The 15175-nt window shown below is 67.9% G+C and carries 12 protein-coding genes and 1 tRNA gene; 7 read left to right on the plus strand and 6 right to left on the minus strand.

Annotation, left to right across the window (positions count from 1 at the left end):
* Window positions 1-48: 48 nt before the first annotated feature.
* The gene (locus K340_RS0104880) at window positions 49-1323 is read right to left on the minus strand and encodes a 6-phospho-beta-glucosidase (protein ID WP_029135898.1); all 1275 of its coding nucleotides are present in this window, start codon (window positions 1321-1323) and stop codon (window positions 49-51) included.
* Window positions 1324-1512: 189 nt separating this feature from the next.
* Here K340_RS0104880 and K340_RS27530 point away from each other — a divergent pair, with 189 nt between their 5' ends.
* Together K340_RS27530 and K340_RS0104890 are read left to right on the plus strand one after the other, a co-directional pair.
* Entirely contained in the window at window positions 1513-2526 is a 1014-nt protein-coding gene (locus K340_RS27530; RefSeq protein ID WP_211229265.1) for an N-acetylglucosamine kinase, read from the plus strand.
* Between the two features lie 69 nt (window positions 2527-2595).
* Window positions 2596-2681: transfer RNA gene (locus tag K340_RS0104890), tRNA-Leu, on the plus strand.
* A gap of 85 nt (window positions 2682-2766) precedes the next feature.
* On the opposite strand, the gene K340_RS0104895 is transcribed toward K340_RS0104890, so the two are convergent.
* The 3 genes from K340_RS0104895 to K340_RS0104905 form a co-directional block, all read right to left on the minus strand.
* Complete coding sequence (locus K340_RS0104895; RefSeq protein ID WP_037362677.1) at window positions 2767-3570, minus strand: class I SAM-dependent methyltransferase; 804 nt, start codon at window positions 3568-3570, stop codon at window positions 2767-2769.
* Between the two features lie 106 nt (window positions 3571-3676).
* Complete coding sequence (locus K340_RS33850) at window positions 3677-4546, minus strand: sugar phosphate isomerase/epimerase family protein (RefSeq protein ID WP_051265081.1); 870 nt, start codon at window positions 4544-4546, stop codon at window positions 3677-3679.
* Window positions 4547-4672: 126 nt separating this feature from the next.
* Window positions 4673-5752 (minus strand): YhjD/YihY/BrkB family envelope integrity protein, encoded by a 1080-nt coding sequence (locus K340_RS0104905; protein WP_154674080.1) that lies wholly within the window; start codon window positions 5750-5752, stop codon window positions 4673-4675.
* A 190-nt stretch (window positions 5753-5942) separates the two neighbouring features.
* Between K340_RS0104905 and K340_RS0104910 the strand changes: the two genes are divergently transcribed.
* The 5 genes from K340_RS0104910 to K340_RS33855 all read left to right on the plus strand — a co-directional run bounded on the left by K340_RS0104910 (window position 5943) and on the right by K340_RS33855 (window position 13740).
* On the plus strand, window positions 5943-6350 hold the full coding sequence (locus tag K340_RS0104910; RefSeq protein WP_029135901.1) for a YccF domain-containing protein: 408 nt from the start codon (window positions 5943-5945) through the stop codon (window positions 6348-6350).
* A 102-nt stretch (window positions 6351-6452) separates the two neighbouring features.
* The gene (locus K340_RS0104915; RefSeq protein ID WP_029135902.1) at window positions 6453-7289 is read left to right on the plus strand and encodes a pentapeptide repeat-containing protein; all 837 of its coding nucleotides are present in this window, start codon (window positions 6453-6455) and stop codon (window positions 7287-7289) included.
* A 63-nt stretch (window positions 7290-7352) separates the two neighbouring features.
* Window positions 7353-8762 (plus strand): glutamate decarboxylase, encoded by a 1410-nt coding sequence (locus K340_RS0104920; RefSeq protein ID WP_029135903.1) that lies wholly within the window; start codon window positions 7353-7355, stop codon window positions 8760-8762.
* A 422-nt stretch (window positions 8763-9184) separates the two neighbouring features.
* Window positions 9185-11281 carry a S8 family serine peptidase gene (locus K340_RS27540; protein WP_161632054.1) on the plus strand — a complete coding sequence of 699 codons (2097 nt, stop codon included), beginning with the start codon at window positions 9185-9187 and terminating at the stop codon, window positions 11279-11281.
* Window positions 11278-13740, plus strand: a complete 2463-nt coding sequence (locus tag K340_RS33855; protein ID WP_029135905.1) for a BACON domain-containing protein — start codon at window positions 11278-11280, stop codon at window positions 13738-13740. The genes K340_RS27540 and K340_RS33855 overlap by 4 nt, the downstream gene beginning before the upstream one ends.
* Window positions 13741-13779: 39 nt before the next feature.
* On the opposite strand, the gene K340_RS0104935 is transcribed toward K340_RS33855, so the two are convergent.
* Complete coding sequence (locus tag K340_RS0104935) at window positions 13780-14436, minus strand: GNAT family protein (protein WP_211229266.1); 657 nt, start codon at window positions 14434-14436, stop codon at window positions 13780-13782.
* Between the two features lie 120 nt (window positions 14437-14556).
* Window positions 14557-15078, minus strand: a complete 522-nt coding sequence (locus tag K340_RS0104940) for a GNAT family N-acetyltransferase (RefSeq protein WP_029135907.1) — start codon at window positions 15076-15078, stop codon at window positions 14557-14559.
* Window positions 15079-15175: the final 97 nt, after the last annotated feature.

A 15175-nucleotide genomic window follows, 5' to 3' on the forward strand; every position in this document is an offset into this window, starting at 1 on the left:
ACCGCCCGGCCAGGGCCGGGCGCTTCCGCCGCTGTCCTGTCCGGAACGTCAGCCGTTCGGGAAGAACGCCGGCAGGTACTGCCGGTTGACCGTCAGCAGCTCGTCCAGCAGCGGCTCCGCCAGCTCCCACTGCCGGACCAGCGGGTGGCTGATCATCGCCCGCAGGGCCACCTTTCGGTCGCCGGTGACGGCGGCCTCGACCGCGAGGGTCTCGTAGGACGTCACCGCCTGTACCAGGCCGAGCATCTCGGGTGGCAACGGCGGCACCTCGACCGGATGGACGCCCGCGGTGTCGACCAACGCAGGCACTTCGACGACAGCATCATCGGGTAGGCCGGTGATCACCCCGTCATTGCGAATGTCGACGTAGTGGTGCGCGCCGTCGCCGGTCAGCAGGCTGGTGGCCAACGCGGCGGCCGCCTCGCTGTAGTAGGCACCGCCGCGCCGTTCGAGCAGTTCCGGCTTGTGATCCAGTGTCGGGTCCCGGTACATCCGGAGCAACTCGGTCTCGATGGCGAGCACCTCCTCGGCCCGATGCGGGCCGGGTGCCTGCTGGCTGCGGAACTCCTCATCGGTGCAGTAGAAGTAATGCAGGTAGTACGACGGGATGGCCCGGAGCGTCGCCAGCAGCGGGGCCGGCATGCCGACCTCGGCTGCGAGCGAGGTGAGCGACTCTCCCTCGAGCAACGAGGGCAGCCGTTCCTGCCCGTCGAGACGCACCGAGCGGATCCACGACAAGTGATTGAGACCCGCGTGTCCGAGCCGCACCCGTTCCGGCTCGACACCGAACTGGCCGGCCAGCCGACGCTGGAAGCCGATCGCGACGTTGCACAGCCCGACGGCCCGGTATCCGGCGTGCTGCAGTGCGCGGGTGACGATGCCGACCGGATTGGTGAAGTCAAGGATCCAGGCGCCCGGCCCGGCCAGCCGACGGACCCGCTCGGCAATCCCGAGCACCACCGGAACCGTCCGCAGTGCCTTGGCGAACCCGCCGGGACCGGTTGTCTCCTGGCCGATCAGACCGAACTTGTTGGGGATGGTCTCGTCCGTCAGCCGGGCCGCCTGCCCGCCGATCCGCAGCTGGATCAGCACCGCCGCCGCCCCGCGGACCGACTCGTCGAGGTCGGTGGAGGTGACGACCCGGCCGGTGAATCCCGCTCGGTCCAGGATCCTTCCGGCCAGCCCGCCGACGATCTCCAACCGCTCCCGATCCGGGTCGTACAGCACCAGTTCCCGGAGCCCGAGCACACCGGCCCGCCGGGCGAAACCCTCGACCAGTTCAGGGGTATAGGTACTGCCCCCACCGACCACAGTGATCCTCATCCGGGTTCTCCTCCAAGGCGTCGGTGCAGCGGACCAGGCAACGTCGGCGCGCGGGTGACCCGAGCCGATCGCAGGGAGAAACCGGCCCGCCGCGCCCGGCAGTCAGCGGCTATCATATGACAGGCAGGTTTCCTGTCTATTATCTTCTGCAGATATCGGCGCACCGCCCCAGCCCGGAGTGTGGACGACGTGACTGACGACATCGGCGCCACCGTACTGGCTTTGGACGGGGGCAACTCCAAGACCGACGGCGCACTGGTGGCTGCCGACGGGTCAGTGCTGGCCCGGCTCCGCGGTCCCGGATTTCGGCCACACCTCGGGAAGGACCGCGCATTGCGCGGTCTGGCGACGATCGCCAGGGACCTGCTCGACCTGGCGGGTCTCCCCCGCGCGTCGATGCTGTCCGCATGCCTGGCGAATTCAGACCTGCCCGAAGAGGATCAGGAGTTCGCCGCCTGGTTCTCCGACCAGCAGCTCGCCGACCGGGTCCATGTCACCAATGACGTCTTCGCGCTGCTGCGCAGCGGCACCCGCGAGCGCGCCGCCGTCACCGTGGTCTGCGGGGCCGGGATGAACTGCGTCGGGATCGCACCGGACGGCAGGACGGTGCGCTTTCTCGCGCTCGGGACCTTCACCGGCGACTGGGGTGGCGGCGGCACCCTCGCCGAGCAGGCGATGTTCTGGGCGATGCGCGCCGAGGACGGTCGCGGCGCTCCGACCGCGCTGGCCGATGCCGTGCCCCGACACTTCGGGCACCGCACCACCCAGCAGGTCGCCGTGGACCTGCACGTCGGGGCCATCGATCGGTCGCGGCTGCACGAACTGGTCCCGGTGCTGTTCGAGGTGGCCGACGCCGGCGATGCCATCGCGCTGTCGGTGGTACGGCGACAGGCCGACGAGGTGATCGCGTTTGCGATGGCGGCGCTCACCCGCCTGGAGTTGCTGGACACCGACACCGTGGTGGTGCTGGGTGGCGGCGTGCTGGCCGCCGGCCATCGGCTGCTGCAGGAGCCCATCACCGCCTTCCTGGCCGACCACGCACCGCGGGCAACGGTGACGATCCCGCAGATCACCCCGATCGTCGGGGCCGTGCTGATCGGGCTCGAGCAGCTCGCGGACGGACGTCCGGTCAGCAGGCGACGCGAGACCCGGATCCGATCCACCCTGGGCGAGCAACCACCCGCGGCAGCGGTCGGTCGGTGACTTGGTTGGGACGCCGGCGAGGATCGAGTAAACTCGGTCCTCGCACCGCGCTCCAGCGTGGAGCACCCTGTCCGGGTGGCGGAATGGCAGACGCGCTAGCTTGAGGTGCTAGTGCCCGCAAGGGCGTGGGGGTTCAAGTCCCCCTCCGGACACCAGCTTGACCTCTCGTCGTTCGCGGCCGTCGCGATATCTCGATTTCCGGCGTCGATCTCCGGCGTCATCGTCGACCGGACGAGGGTGTCATCTCCGGGCGTGGGCCAGCCGGACGAGCTGTTTCCGGGTCAATGCGTCCGTCCGGGGCCAGAAGTCGGCCGGGACCGTCTCGGCCTCTTCCAACACCGCTGTCGGTGTCCATCCGGATGCTTCCAGCCAGTGCAGCACCTCATGCCGCGACGGCGTACACCGCCACGGTTCGCCGCCGGCTCCGAGCGCCGCACCGACCGCCGCCACGTAGGCCGCACCCGCCGCGTCTCGCTCCGGCGGTGCGGCGATGTGATCGAACACCAGCTCTGATCCCCGGGCCAGGGTGCCGAGTGCGCCGAGGGTGCCACGTACCGCGGCGGCATCGAGGTACATCGACACCCCCAGCCACGCAACGAAAACGGGCTCGTCCGGGTCGAGGCCGACCCGGACGAGTTCCGGCACGGGATCGACTGCGGCCAGGTCCACCGCGACCGGCACGCAGCGATCCTCAAGTCCGGCGCGATCCATCAGCGCCGCGCGCCAGGCCAGCACGTCGGGGAGGTCGACGTGCCACACCTTGGTCGAGGACTCGTCGGCCAGTCGGAACCCGGACGTGTCCAGGCCGGCACCGAGGACCACGTACTGCCGCAATCCGGAAGTGCGAAGTCGATTCTCCGTATACGCGGCGCGCGTGACCGCGGACAGCCGCGCCGCAGCGAGAACCGGTTCGGCGGGGTGCGCGCGGTGGAAGTCCAGTGGTGACGGCTCGGCCGCGGCGCACAGTCGGCGGGCGGCATCGTCGTCAAGCAGGTGCGGTACAGAGTCGACGATCGGATGCGCGGCGCGCGCTGCGGCGGCCATGAGGGCTGACGGGCTGGCAACGGGAAGAGTATTCACCCGAACCTATTACCAGAAGTCACCCCACGAGCGAAGCAGGCGCGCCGCGGCTCGGGTCCTCGAGGGGAGTTCAGGCCAGCATTTCGCGAAGTGATGCAGCGACCGTCGCTGCCGCATCGTCCGGCGTCATCGCGTCGAGTTCGGTGCTGAAGATCTCAACGCCGAGGGGGACGTCCGGCGCGGTCGTCCGCAACCACGAGACGACCTCCGGCAGTGGCAGGGCACCCTCGCCGGGCAGCAGTCGCCCCGTCATCGGCACGTACATCCGCGCGTTGCGTTCTGCCGCCTCGGGATCGCCGGGCAGCCAGGTCCCGATCCGCTCCGCCGGCATGTCGCTGAGCTGGGACGCTCCGATCAGACCCGGTCGCAGCGCAGCGAGATCGCTCATCCGTCCGCCGCTGCGCCAGTGGTGCCAGGTGTCGAACAGGACGCTCAGATTTGCCGCGCCCACGGCGTCGGCCAGCGCGACAGCCGTTGCGAGATCAGGAATCCCGGTGCCGGGGATGAACTCCGTCACCAGCGCTACACCCTCGGTCGCGGCCCTGGCCGCCACCGCCCCCAACGCGTCGACGAGTTCCCCGAACTCCACCCCGCTGCCACCGTAGTGATGAACGTTCACCACCCGGGCCTGGTAGGTCTCGGTGAAGCGGAACACCTCGTCCTGACTGCGCGCAAAGGCATCAGGATCGTTGGACATCCCCGGAAGGATCACGCCGCCGTCGAGATACCCGACGTCGGCCCCGGAAGCACGCACCCGCGCCAGCAGCTCGGCGTCGCTGCCTGCCCGTTCAAGCGCTGCTCGATACAGGGCGAGGGTGACGGTGACCCGGCGGTAACCGGTTCGGCCCGCGACCTCGAAGACCTCTGCGAACGAGCAGCCGCGCACGGTCCCCCAGTTCAGTTCGAGTACCGGCGGCAACGCCGCAGTAGCAGATGACATCCGCGATTTCCTTCCCGAGCCAACCAAGCGACCGACCGACCGACTGTAATCTCCGCACCGACCGACTCCGAGGACTGCCCCGCGGGGCGCCGTTGTCGCGCCTCCAGCCGCGTCCTCCCCACCGTGCTACGGCGTGGTCTTACCCCTGTGGTCGTGGTCCGTCTCGGAAACCACCTCTGCCGAGTCCGGCCCCGCGTCGGGGTGACCGACCGGCACGACGGCGACCTGCCCCTTGGCGAACGCGCCGGCCAACGTCTTGAGCAGGGGCGGCGGCGGCAACGGCGGGAGGGCGCCGGCCTCAAGGACAGAGTCCGCCGGACCCCGAAGGCGCCGGGCGAGCCAGCTGTCCCCCTCGGCGAGCACCGGGCCGAGCGCCCCGGCGACCACGACGATGAAGGAGAACCCGGTGAACCAGGTGACGAACGCCAGCGCGATCCCGAACGGGCCGAACTGGCTGAACTGACTGGTCAAGGTGCGAGGCATCCAGATCGCAGCGGTGAGGGTGTAGGCCCATCCCCCGATGCCGGTGAGCACCGCGGTGGGCAGCAGCGCCCGCCAGCGGACCTCACCACGGGTCATCAACCGGCCGCTCCACCACCACAGCAGCATGCCGCCGGCCAGGCCGAGCAACCATGGCAGGACTGCGCCGCTGAACCCGACCAGCAGTGCGCCCACGGTCGACATCATCAGCAGGAACACCGTCAGCCCGGCGATCCACAGCGCACCGCGGCCCTTGTTCTTCAGGCCGCCGCCCGGCGGACGGCGCCAGGCCCGCAGGAACACTCGCTGCAGTGCAGTAGTGAACGAAACGGCGAACGCCAGGGTCAACAAGACCCCGAAAATGCCCGATGCCGAACGGATCTCGGTGGGCGAGGCGAACGCCGTCCGCACAGTGTCCATCAGATCGCCACTGATGCCGAACCGCAGCGCGAGGACGTCGAGGACATCGTCGCGGACCTTTGCCGGAGTGATCGCGGCAATGACGATGATGAACGGAAAGAGCGACACGAAAGCCTTGGCCGCCAGCGCGACCGACCGGTCGATGAACTCCAACTCCAGCAGCCGGGCCCATAGCCTGCCTGGCCAGTATCGGTCGGCGACGCCGGCTGCACGGGCGGCGGTCGCGGTGAGCCGGGCGACGAACGACGTCATCGGGCCGGACGAGGTCGGAACGGCGTCCGGATCGAGCTCAGATTCACCTGTCACGGCCACTCCCCTGGACGGTGCGCCAACGAGGCTCGGCTGGCCGGCGGAGCGGCGCCGGAGCGCTGTTCATGCCGTGGCATCGTACGCCCGGTGGCCGTGTCCGACTCGGCGTCGTCAGGCCCGCCTGGATGTACCTGCCGGCGGGTAGCGTCGAAACTGTTGGAGCGCCGTCGACCGAAGGGCAACCACCGTGCGAACACTGCTCAACATCATCTGGCTGGTGCTGTGCGGATTCTGGATGGCCATCGCCTACGTGGTGGCCGGCATCATCTGCTGCATTTTCATCATCACCATCCCGTTCGGTATCGCGTCATTCCGGATAGCGGGGTTCGCTCTCTGGCCGTTCGGCCGGACCATCGTGCAAGATTCCCGCTCCGGTGCCCCGTCGATGATCGGCAACGTGATCTGGTTCGTTTTCGCCGGCATTTGGTTGGCCATCGGTCATCTGACCACCGGCCTCGCCCTGTGCGTCACCATCATCGGGATTCCTTTGGGCATCGGCAGTTTCAAGATGATCCCGGTGTCGCTGGTGCCGCTCGGCAAGATGATCGTGCCGACCGCAGCGGTGGGCGGTCGCACCGCGGAGATCACCTTCTGAACCTGCCTACCGGAGTCGAACGGCTCGCCTCGACCGGCATCGTCGAGTGGATGATCCGCAGGCGTCGCCGGCGATGCCGGGCATCTGGTGCATGCTGGGTGAGTGTACGAACTGGAGGAGCTCCGCGCGGACTGCAGCCGGTGCGTGGCCTGGTGCTGCGTGGCGCCGGCGTTCGGCAGGTCGGCGGACTTCGCCTTCGACAAGCCGGCCGGCCTTCCATGCAAGAACCTGCTGGCCGACTTCAGGTGTTCGATCCACGCCACACTGCGCGCCGACGGGATGAAGGGCTGCACCAGCTTCGACTGTTTCGGAGCCGGGCAGAAGGTCACCCAGCAGACCCTCGCCGGGCGGAGCTGGCGCGACGACCCGGCCGGAGCCAGCGAGATGTTCGCGGTGTTCCACGCCATGCGCGACCTGCACGAGATCCTCTGGTACCTGACCGTTGTCCGGCGGACCCCGCTGGCCGCACCGTTGTGGTCGGAGATCGACGAGACTGCCGAGCAACTCGAGGAACTGACCCGGCAGCCGTCCGGGGTCCTGGCCGCCCTGGACACCCTGTCGCTGAACTCGCACGTCACGCCGCTCTTGGACGCGGTGAGCGATCTGGTGCGGGCTGCGGACGGGAATGACGACAATCCCGCTCCCGGCCGGGATTTGAGCGGCCGGGATCTGGCCGGCGCTGACCTTCGCGGCACGCCGTTACGTCGGGCGCGGCTGCGCGGGGCGATGCTCATCGCCGCCGACCTCCGCGGGGTCGATCTGAGCCGCGCCGACCTACTGGGCGCACATCTGCGGGATGCCCGGCTGGACGACGCCGACCTGACCGATGCCCTGTTCCTGAACCAGCTGCAGCTGAACGGGGCCAACGGCAACTCCCGGACCCGGGTGCCATGGTCATTGCTGCGCCCCGGGCACTGGGTTGACGCCGCCCCCGAGTAGAGCGGCTCGAGTTGCGGCCGCGGTGACCAAGCAGGCGCATTCGAACCCGGGTAGGTTCCTGGAATGGCCGCACGTCGAGGCGGGCGCCGACCCCGCGAACAGGATCTCAGTGAGAGTGTCGGACTGAACCCGGTCTTCTCCAGACCTGGGGAAGCAACCGCACTCCCCAGGCTGACGATGCCCGCCAATGAGTCGCTGCCCGAGACCGCGTACCAGATCGTCCACGACGAGGCGATGCTCGACGGCAACTCACGCCTGAACCTTGCGACCTTCGTCGGGACCTGGATGGACCCACAGGCCAGCCGGCTCTACGCGGAGGCCGCCGACAAGAACATGATCGACAAGGACGAGTACCCGGCGACCGCGGCCATCGAGACCCGGTGCCGGACCATGCTCGCGGACCTGTGGCACGCGCCCGACCCGAAGCACACGATCGGCACCTCCACCATCGGCTCGTCCGAGGCCGGCATGCTGGCCGGCCTGGCACTCAAGCGTCGCTGGCAGCACGCCCGACGCGCCGCCGGAAAAAGTACCGAGCGACCCAACCTGGTGATGTCCAGCGCGGTCCAGGTGTGCTGGGAGAAGTTCTGCAACTACTTCGAGGTCGAGGCGCGGTTCGTCCCGATCACGGAGGAGCACAAGGTGCTCGACGGTCACGATCTGGAGAGCTACGTCGACGAGAACACCATCGGCGTCGTCGCGATCCTCGGCGTCACCTACACCGGAATGTACGAGCCGGTCCTGCAGATCGCGGAGGCACTCGACCGGATCCAGGCCGCCACCGGCCTGGACGTCAAGATCCATGTCGACGGTGCCTCGGGCGCGATGATCGCGCCGTTCGTGCAGCCCGAACTCGTCTGGGACTTCCAGATCGCGCGGGTGGCGTCGATCAACACCTCTGGCCACAAGTACGGATTGGTCTACCCCGGACTCGGCTGGGTGGTCTGGCGTGACACCGATGCGCTACCCGACGACCTCGTCTTCAAGGTGTCCTACCTCGGCGGCGAGATGTCCACGTTCGCGCTGAACTTTTCCCGCCCCGGTGCGCAGGTACTGCTGCAGTACTACCAGTTTCTCCGACTCGGCCGCGCCGGATACCAGGCCGTGCAGGGCACCTCACACCGGGTGGCGCGCCACCTCGCGGAGGGGATCGCCCGGATCGGTGCGTTCGATCTGTGGAACGACGGCTCCGACATTCCGGTGTTCGCCTGGCGGTTGCGGGCCGGGCACACCGACAACTGGGACCTCTACCATCTGTCCGAGCGCCTGCGCACCCACGGCTGGCTGGTGCCCGCGTACCCGATGCCGGACGACCTCGCCGACGTGACGGTGCAGCGTGTCGTGGTGCGCGATGGGCTGTCCCGCGACCTCGCCGATGCGCTACTTGCCGACGTCAGAGCCGAGGTGCACTACCTGGACGCCCTCACCGGGCCGCTACCGGCCGTCCGTCAGGGCCCGAGTTTCCACCACTGATCACGACGTTCCGCCGGAGCCCGGCTGAAACATCGCGCCATCCAACGACTTGGCGGATGTGCGCCACCCCAACGAGTTGGCAGATACCCGCCAACGCAGATCCGGGAGGCGTTCCGGCACAGGCTGCGACGGACTCGTCCGTCCGGGACACGTCAGAACCGACGCAGTAGACCCGAACCTCGACTGTGCTACGGCCGCACCTCTCGCTGGATCGCCTTCCCGCCAACAACTTTGCGTGCCTTGATCAGCGACACCTGATCGAATCGAAGTACAGGCCTGGCAATCCGGCCCGCCCCACATTCACCGAGGGTGACAATGCGACCCCTCCAATGGGCTCTTGCCCCGGGCGACTTGCGAACTTTACGCTCCAAATCCTGTCGCGGGATCAATGCCCGCAATGCATGGATTCTGGAGGGAAACCCATGTCCCGTCCTTTCCGCCTTGTGCTGACGCTGCTCAGCATCGTCGGCCTGACGCTCGCCACCGCACCGCCGAGCGGCGCAGACCCCGTTTCCGCCGGTCGATCGGCTGCCTCGGCGCCCGACTCGGACGCTACGTCCAACGGACCAACCCCGGCCGAGCAGGCGGAGAACAGCGGCAAACCCGTTGCGACACAGGACGAGCCGAAGAACGGGGTCTGGATCATCCGACTGAAGGACCCGGCCGTGGCGACATACACCGGCGGTCTGGCCGGGCTGAGCCGGACAGCGCCCGCAGAGCCGGGTGGCAAACTGGATACCAACAGCCGCGCTGCCAAGGCCTACGCCAGCCACCTCACCCGACGGCAGAACGCGGTCAAGGCCACCATCGACAACACCGTCGGGCATTCGGTCACCGCCGAGCACCGGTACCGCTACGCCCTCAACGGGCTCGCGCTGAAACTGTCCGCCGACGAGGCGGCCGCGGTGGCCGAATTGCCCGGAGTGGAAGCCGTCGAAGCGGATCGCAGCTGGCAACCGGACACTGACGTCAGCACCCAAATCATTGCGGCACCAGCGATCTGGGGCGGCGGGACCGCGACCGGATTGGCCACCAAGGGCGAAGGCGTGCTGGTCGGCACATTGGACACCGGAATCAACGCCGCCCACCCGTCGTTCGCCGCGACCGACGAAGACGGTTACACCCACCTGAACCCGTTCGGCGAGGGCAATTACAAGGGCGTCTGCGCCGAAGGGGCCGCGAACTACGAGGACATCTGCAACAGCAAACTGGTCGGCGCCTACGACTTCGCGGGCGAGCGCACCGCACTGGACAAGGTCGGACATGGCAGTCACACCGCCTCCACCATGGCCGGCGACCGGCACACCGCCCACATCACCGTCGGCAACACCACCTACGACCGGGCGCTCACCGGGGTCGCGCCCCATGCGTCGCTCATCTCCTACAAGGTGTGCACCAGTTTCGGCTGCTACTCCAGCGCCAGCGTCGCGGCCGTCGACCAGGCGATCGCCGACGGCGTTGACGTGCTCAACTACTCGATTTCCGGCAGCGACCGCCCGTGGAACGACAGTGTCGACCTGGCGTTCCTGGCCGCATACAACGCCGGCATCTTCATCGCAGCCTCTGCCGGCAATACCGGCCCCGGGGAGAGCACGGTGGCCAAGACCGGCCCGTGGAACGCGTCGGTGGCGGCCAGTACCAACACCAGGGTGATAGCGATGGACGCGTCGGTCACCGGGCCCGGAACGGCGCCGACGGAACTGACCGGTATGGCCGCTGTCTCGGGCAGCGGCCCGGGCTACAGCGAACCGATCGAAGCTGCGCTGATCGATGTCGGCAGCATCGCCGACGGTGACCAGATCGGATGTTCGGCGTTCCCGGCGGGTGCGCTCGAGGGCGCCATTGCGCTGATCAAGCGCGGCGACTGCAACTTTTCGGTGAAGGTGAACAACGCTGCCAACGCCGGTGCGGTCGGCGTGATCGTGCACAACCAGTTTCCCGGCCCGCCGATCGTCATGGGTGAACTGGAGTCGACCAGCATCCCGTCATTGATGATCTCGCAGGCCGATGGGCAAGCTGTTCTGGCTTTCGTCTCGGCGAACCAGGGAACCACACTGCGGATGGGCACCGAGGCCGTGCAGGTCGACAACCCGGCCTGGAAGGATTTGGTCGCCGACTTCTCCTCCCGGGGCCCGAGCCAGTACGACTTGCTGGCCCCGACCTTCACCGCGCCCGGCCGCAACATCCTGGCCGCAACTGCCGCCGTCGGCGACGATCCGGTGCAGTACGAGGTGATGCAGGGAACCTCGATGTCGTCGCCGCACGCTGCCGGCTCCGGCGCATTGATCCGGGCGTTGCACCCGGACTGGTCGCCGTCCGCGATCCGCTCGGCGCTGGCGTCCACCGCCAACCCCGACGGCATGGTGAAGGAGGACGGCAGCACGCCGGCGGATGCCTTCGACATCGGTTCCGGGCTGCTGGATCTGGACGCAGCGAGCCGGGTCGGGGTGATTCTCGATGAGACCTACGACAACTTCGTGGCGGCCGACCCGAACACCGGGGCGACCCGAAGACGTTGAACCTGCCTGCCATCGTCGACGACGCGTGCCTGCAGACCTGCACCCTCACCCGGACACTGACGTCGGTGGCCGACACCACCGCCGACTACACCATCGAAGTGGATGCCCCTGGTGACGCGACGGTGACGGTGACGCCCCAGACCTTCACGTTGGCTCCGGGCGCGACCCAGGAGCTCACGGTGACCATCGACGTCGCCGCGCTCACCGGGCCGGGTTGGCTGTTCGGCGACCTGAAATTGTCCACCGACGGCACGCATGCCGGCGGCGCCGAGATTGCCGATGTGCACTATCCGATTGCCGTGGTGCCGGCGGAGGCGGAGATTGCTCTCGACCAGGAGTCGATCACCGACACCATTGCCGTTCCGGAGGCCAGGGACTATCCGCTGCAGGTGCTCAACAACGGTGGGGCGCCGCTGCACTGGGCCGTGGATGCCGCGTCCGCCGACTGTGCGCTGCCGGCCTGGCTGTCGCTGGATCCCACCTCCGGTACCGTGCCGGCCGAGGACTCGGCGACCGCGACGCTGACCGTCGCCACCCAAAACCTCACCGCGGGTGAGCATTCGGCCCGGTTGTGCCTGTCCAGCAACGACCCGCACACCGAACTGGCGACGCTCGCCGTCACCATCAACGTGCAGGAAATCCCTGACGTCGCCGTGGATCCGGAGCAACTGACGCTCTCGGCGCCGGCCGGCGGCACCGACACCGCGAACGTGACCATCGCGAACACCGGCTACGGCACGCTGAACTGGCGGCTGGACGATCCGGAGGCCGGCGCCTCACCTGAGCGACTGGAACTGCTGCGCAATGGCGTGCTGTTGGTACCGAACTCGACGACGAGTTCCCGCGGCATCATGGCCTTCGACGCGCAGGACGGCACGCTGATCGACGACCAGTTCCTGCCGTACCCGGCCTGGTCGCCGGGTGGGTCGACCTTGTACACACCCCTGAACGTGCTGCCTATGCCCGACGGGCAGAGCTTCCTGGTCTCCGATCAGGTGAAGGGCATGATCACCCGGTGGGACCTGGAGGGGAATTTCCTGGGCACCTTCGGCCCGAAGACTGTCGAGGGCGACAGTTCGGTGATGAACAATGTCCGCGGGATGGCCTGGACGGCGCAGGACACGCTGTTGGTGACAGTCGCCAGCGGCGCGAATGCGAATTCGATCCTTGAGCTGTCGCAGGACGGGGAGCTGCTCGGCTATTTCGTTGATCCCGGTGAAGACGGTCTGGACAGCCCGTGGTCGATCCTGGTGCGGGACAACGACGTGTTGGTCTCGGCAAGCGGAACCAAGCAGATCCACCGGTTCTCGCTCACCGGCGAGCCGTTGCCCGCCTTCGGCGAGGTCACCTGGGCAGAACAGTTGGCGGAGACCGCCTCCGGGAACGTACTGGCCGCGAACTGGCAGACCACGCCCGCGCGCGGTGTGCTGGAATTCTCGGCGACCGGCGACTATCTCGGGAATTTGTACCCGGACAACACCGGGAACAACTACGGCGGTGTCGCCGAGTTGGGCAACGGCAATCTGCTGATCACCTCCAGCAAGGGTGTGTTCGAGATCGGTAGGGACGGCACCGCTGTGGCCGAGCAGACCACCGGGCGCGGCCGGTACATCACCCCGGTCACACTGCCGGATGCCCGGCCCTGCCAGCTGCCGACCGATGTCCCCTGGCTGTCCGTCAGCGCTCCGTCCGGGGCGACCACGCGCGGACAGGATGCGTCGGTCCAGGTGACGGCCGATGCCACCGGGCTCGCAGCGGGCGACCACTCGGCGCTGCTGTGCGTCAGCAGCGACGACCCGGACCGGCCGACGGTGACGCTGCCGGTCACGCTGACCGTGGGTGCCGCCAGCACCACGACGCTGACGGCCGACGTGGCGTCGCAGACGTACCTGCCGGCGAAGCCGGCCACCCTGACCGCGAATGTCGACGCGCCCATCGACACCACGGTCTCCGGAACGGTCGAGTTCCGGCGTGGCGCCGAAGTCATCGGCACCGCGCCGGTGACGAACCGCACCGCGAAGCTGGAGGTTCCGGTCGATACACCGGCTGGAACGCACGCTCTGACAGCGACATTCGTTGCTGAGGACCCGTCCGCGCTCCTCGGCTCGACCTCGGCGGCGCTGTTCTTCAAGGTCAACATGGCCTTGTCGGCGACCACCGTGGGGGCCAAGAAGGTGCGGCTCGACGCGGCCACCGCACGGGCCAGCGGCCGCAGCTGGGGTCTGCAGGTGACGGCGAAGGTGACGATCGCTGCACCGTCGACGGCACCGGCGGACGGAGTGGCACACATCAACATCGGCGGCTCGAAGGTCGCGTCGGTTCCGGTTTCGGGCGGCACCGGCGTGAGCGCGGTGATCCCGGTGCCGGCTGGGCTCAATCCGGTGATCGTGACCTATCTACCGGACGACCCGAGCGTGCAACGGTCAACCGGGCGGGTCAGCGCCACAGTCGGCAGGTAGCAGCAGGAACGACGTCAGAGAAGGGCGGTGGCGGCGCGATCAGGACTTGCGGTGCTCGACCCAGACGTTGGGCTCGAGGTAGACGGCGACCTGCTGTGCCAACGACACGAGGACCGGGCTCAGCGCACCCTCCACGATCACCGGGCCGTCGGTGTCGAACGGCTGCCCGGTCCACTCCCGCCATTGGGCGAGCGTGCCGGAGATGGTCATCGACAGCGGACAGACCTTGAGAATCCGCCCGCCGGCCCGCACGTGCACGCGTAGCCAGGCGTCGTAGGGCAGACCATCGTCGCGCACCCGGAAGGCATACTCGTTCATCGGCGTTTCGGGCTCGTCCGCCTTCTGCGATGGTCGCACCGGAGCATAGAGCACCTGGTGGCCGAGCCGGAACGCATTGTCCCGCAGTGCATTTACCATGACCGAGGCAATCCCGGTGCCCTGGCGTTCCTTCAGGACGACGATCTCGAGGGCGGTCGCCGCATTGCGCTCCCGGCCGACCAACCGGTCGTCGTGCTGCCACCGGATCACCTCGTCCCAACCGGCGTCGGGCAGGTCCTCGCGCCCCTCGATACCGAAGGCAAAGGGCGTTGAGTAGGCCTTGGCAACCGGCTCGTCTCCGTCCGTGGCGAGCAGCACGTAGTCGGCGACGCTGTCGAGTTCGGAATAGTAGAGCCGCGCGTTCGGGTCCTGCTGCATGAAGGTTGGCCACGACCTGTCGAAGTCGGCGTGGTTCGTTGCCCTGAAGATCTCGGGGTGCCGGCCGCGGTTGTGAATTGTCAGAGCCATATGCACGAGTCTTATGGGCGCGTCAAAGGCTTATCCCGGTCGGCCGAGTCCGGCGAGGTTCGCGGCGTAGATCAGCCGGTCCTGACCGTAGACGCTCGCATGTTTCTCGAATCGCAGTCCGATTCTCTCTGCGACTGCCGTCGATGGCTGATTGTCCGCATTGATGACCGCGATCAACCGGCCGATCGAGTACCGGTCGCGGGCCAGATCTCGAGACGCCGCAGCCGCTTCGGTGGCGTAACCCCTTCGCTGATACTCGGTCCGGACGTGGTAGCCGACCTCGACCTCATCCACGCCGTCGATCCGTTGGATGGTGAGTCCGCAGTCACCGACGAATGCACCGGTCTCGGTCAGGGTGATCGCCCAGAGCCCGAAGCCATGATCCCGGTAGAGACTGCGGTTCCACTCGATCCAACGCCGAGCTTCGTCCCGGGTCTTCGTCCGCGGGTAGTACCGCATCACCTGTTCGTCACCGAGAAGTGCTGCCATGTCGTCAAGATCGGAAGGCGTCATTTCGCGCAGCGTGAGCCGGTCGGTGGTCACTATCGACATTCACCAACCATAGATCTGCGCCGTGCGGTTCATCGGGTTGGAGAAACCTCGCCCGCTTACTCAACGGGCGAGGTCGGTGTCCGTTCGCGGGATCCAG

It is taken from the genome of Nakamurella lactea DSM 19367 (genome assembly GCF_000426645.1).
Lineage (GTDB): Bacteria > Actinomycetota > Actinomycetes > Mycobacteriales > Nakamurellaceae > Nakamurella > Nakamurella lactea.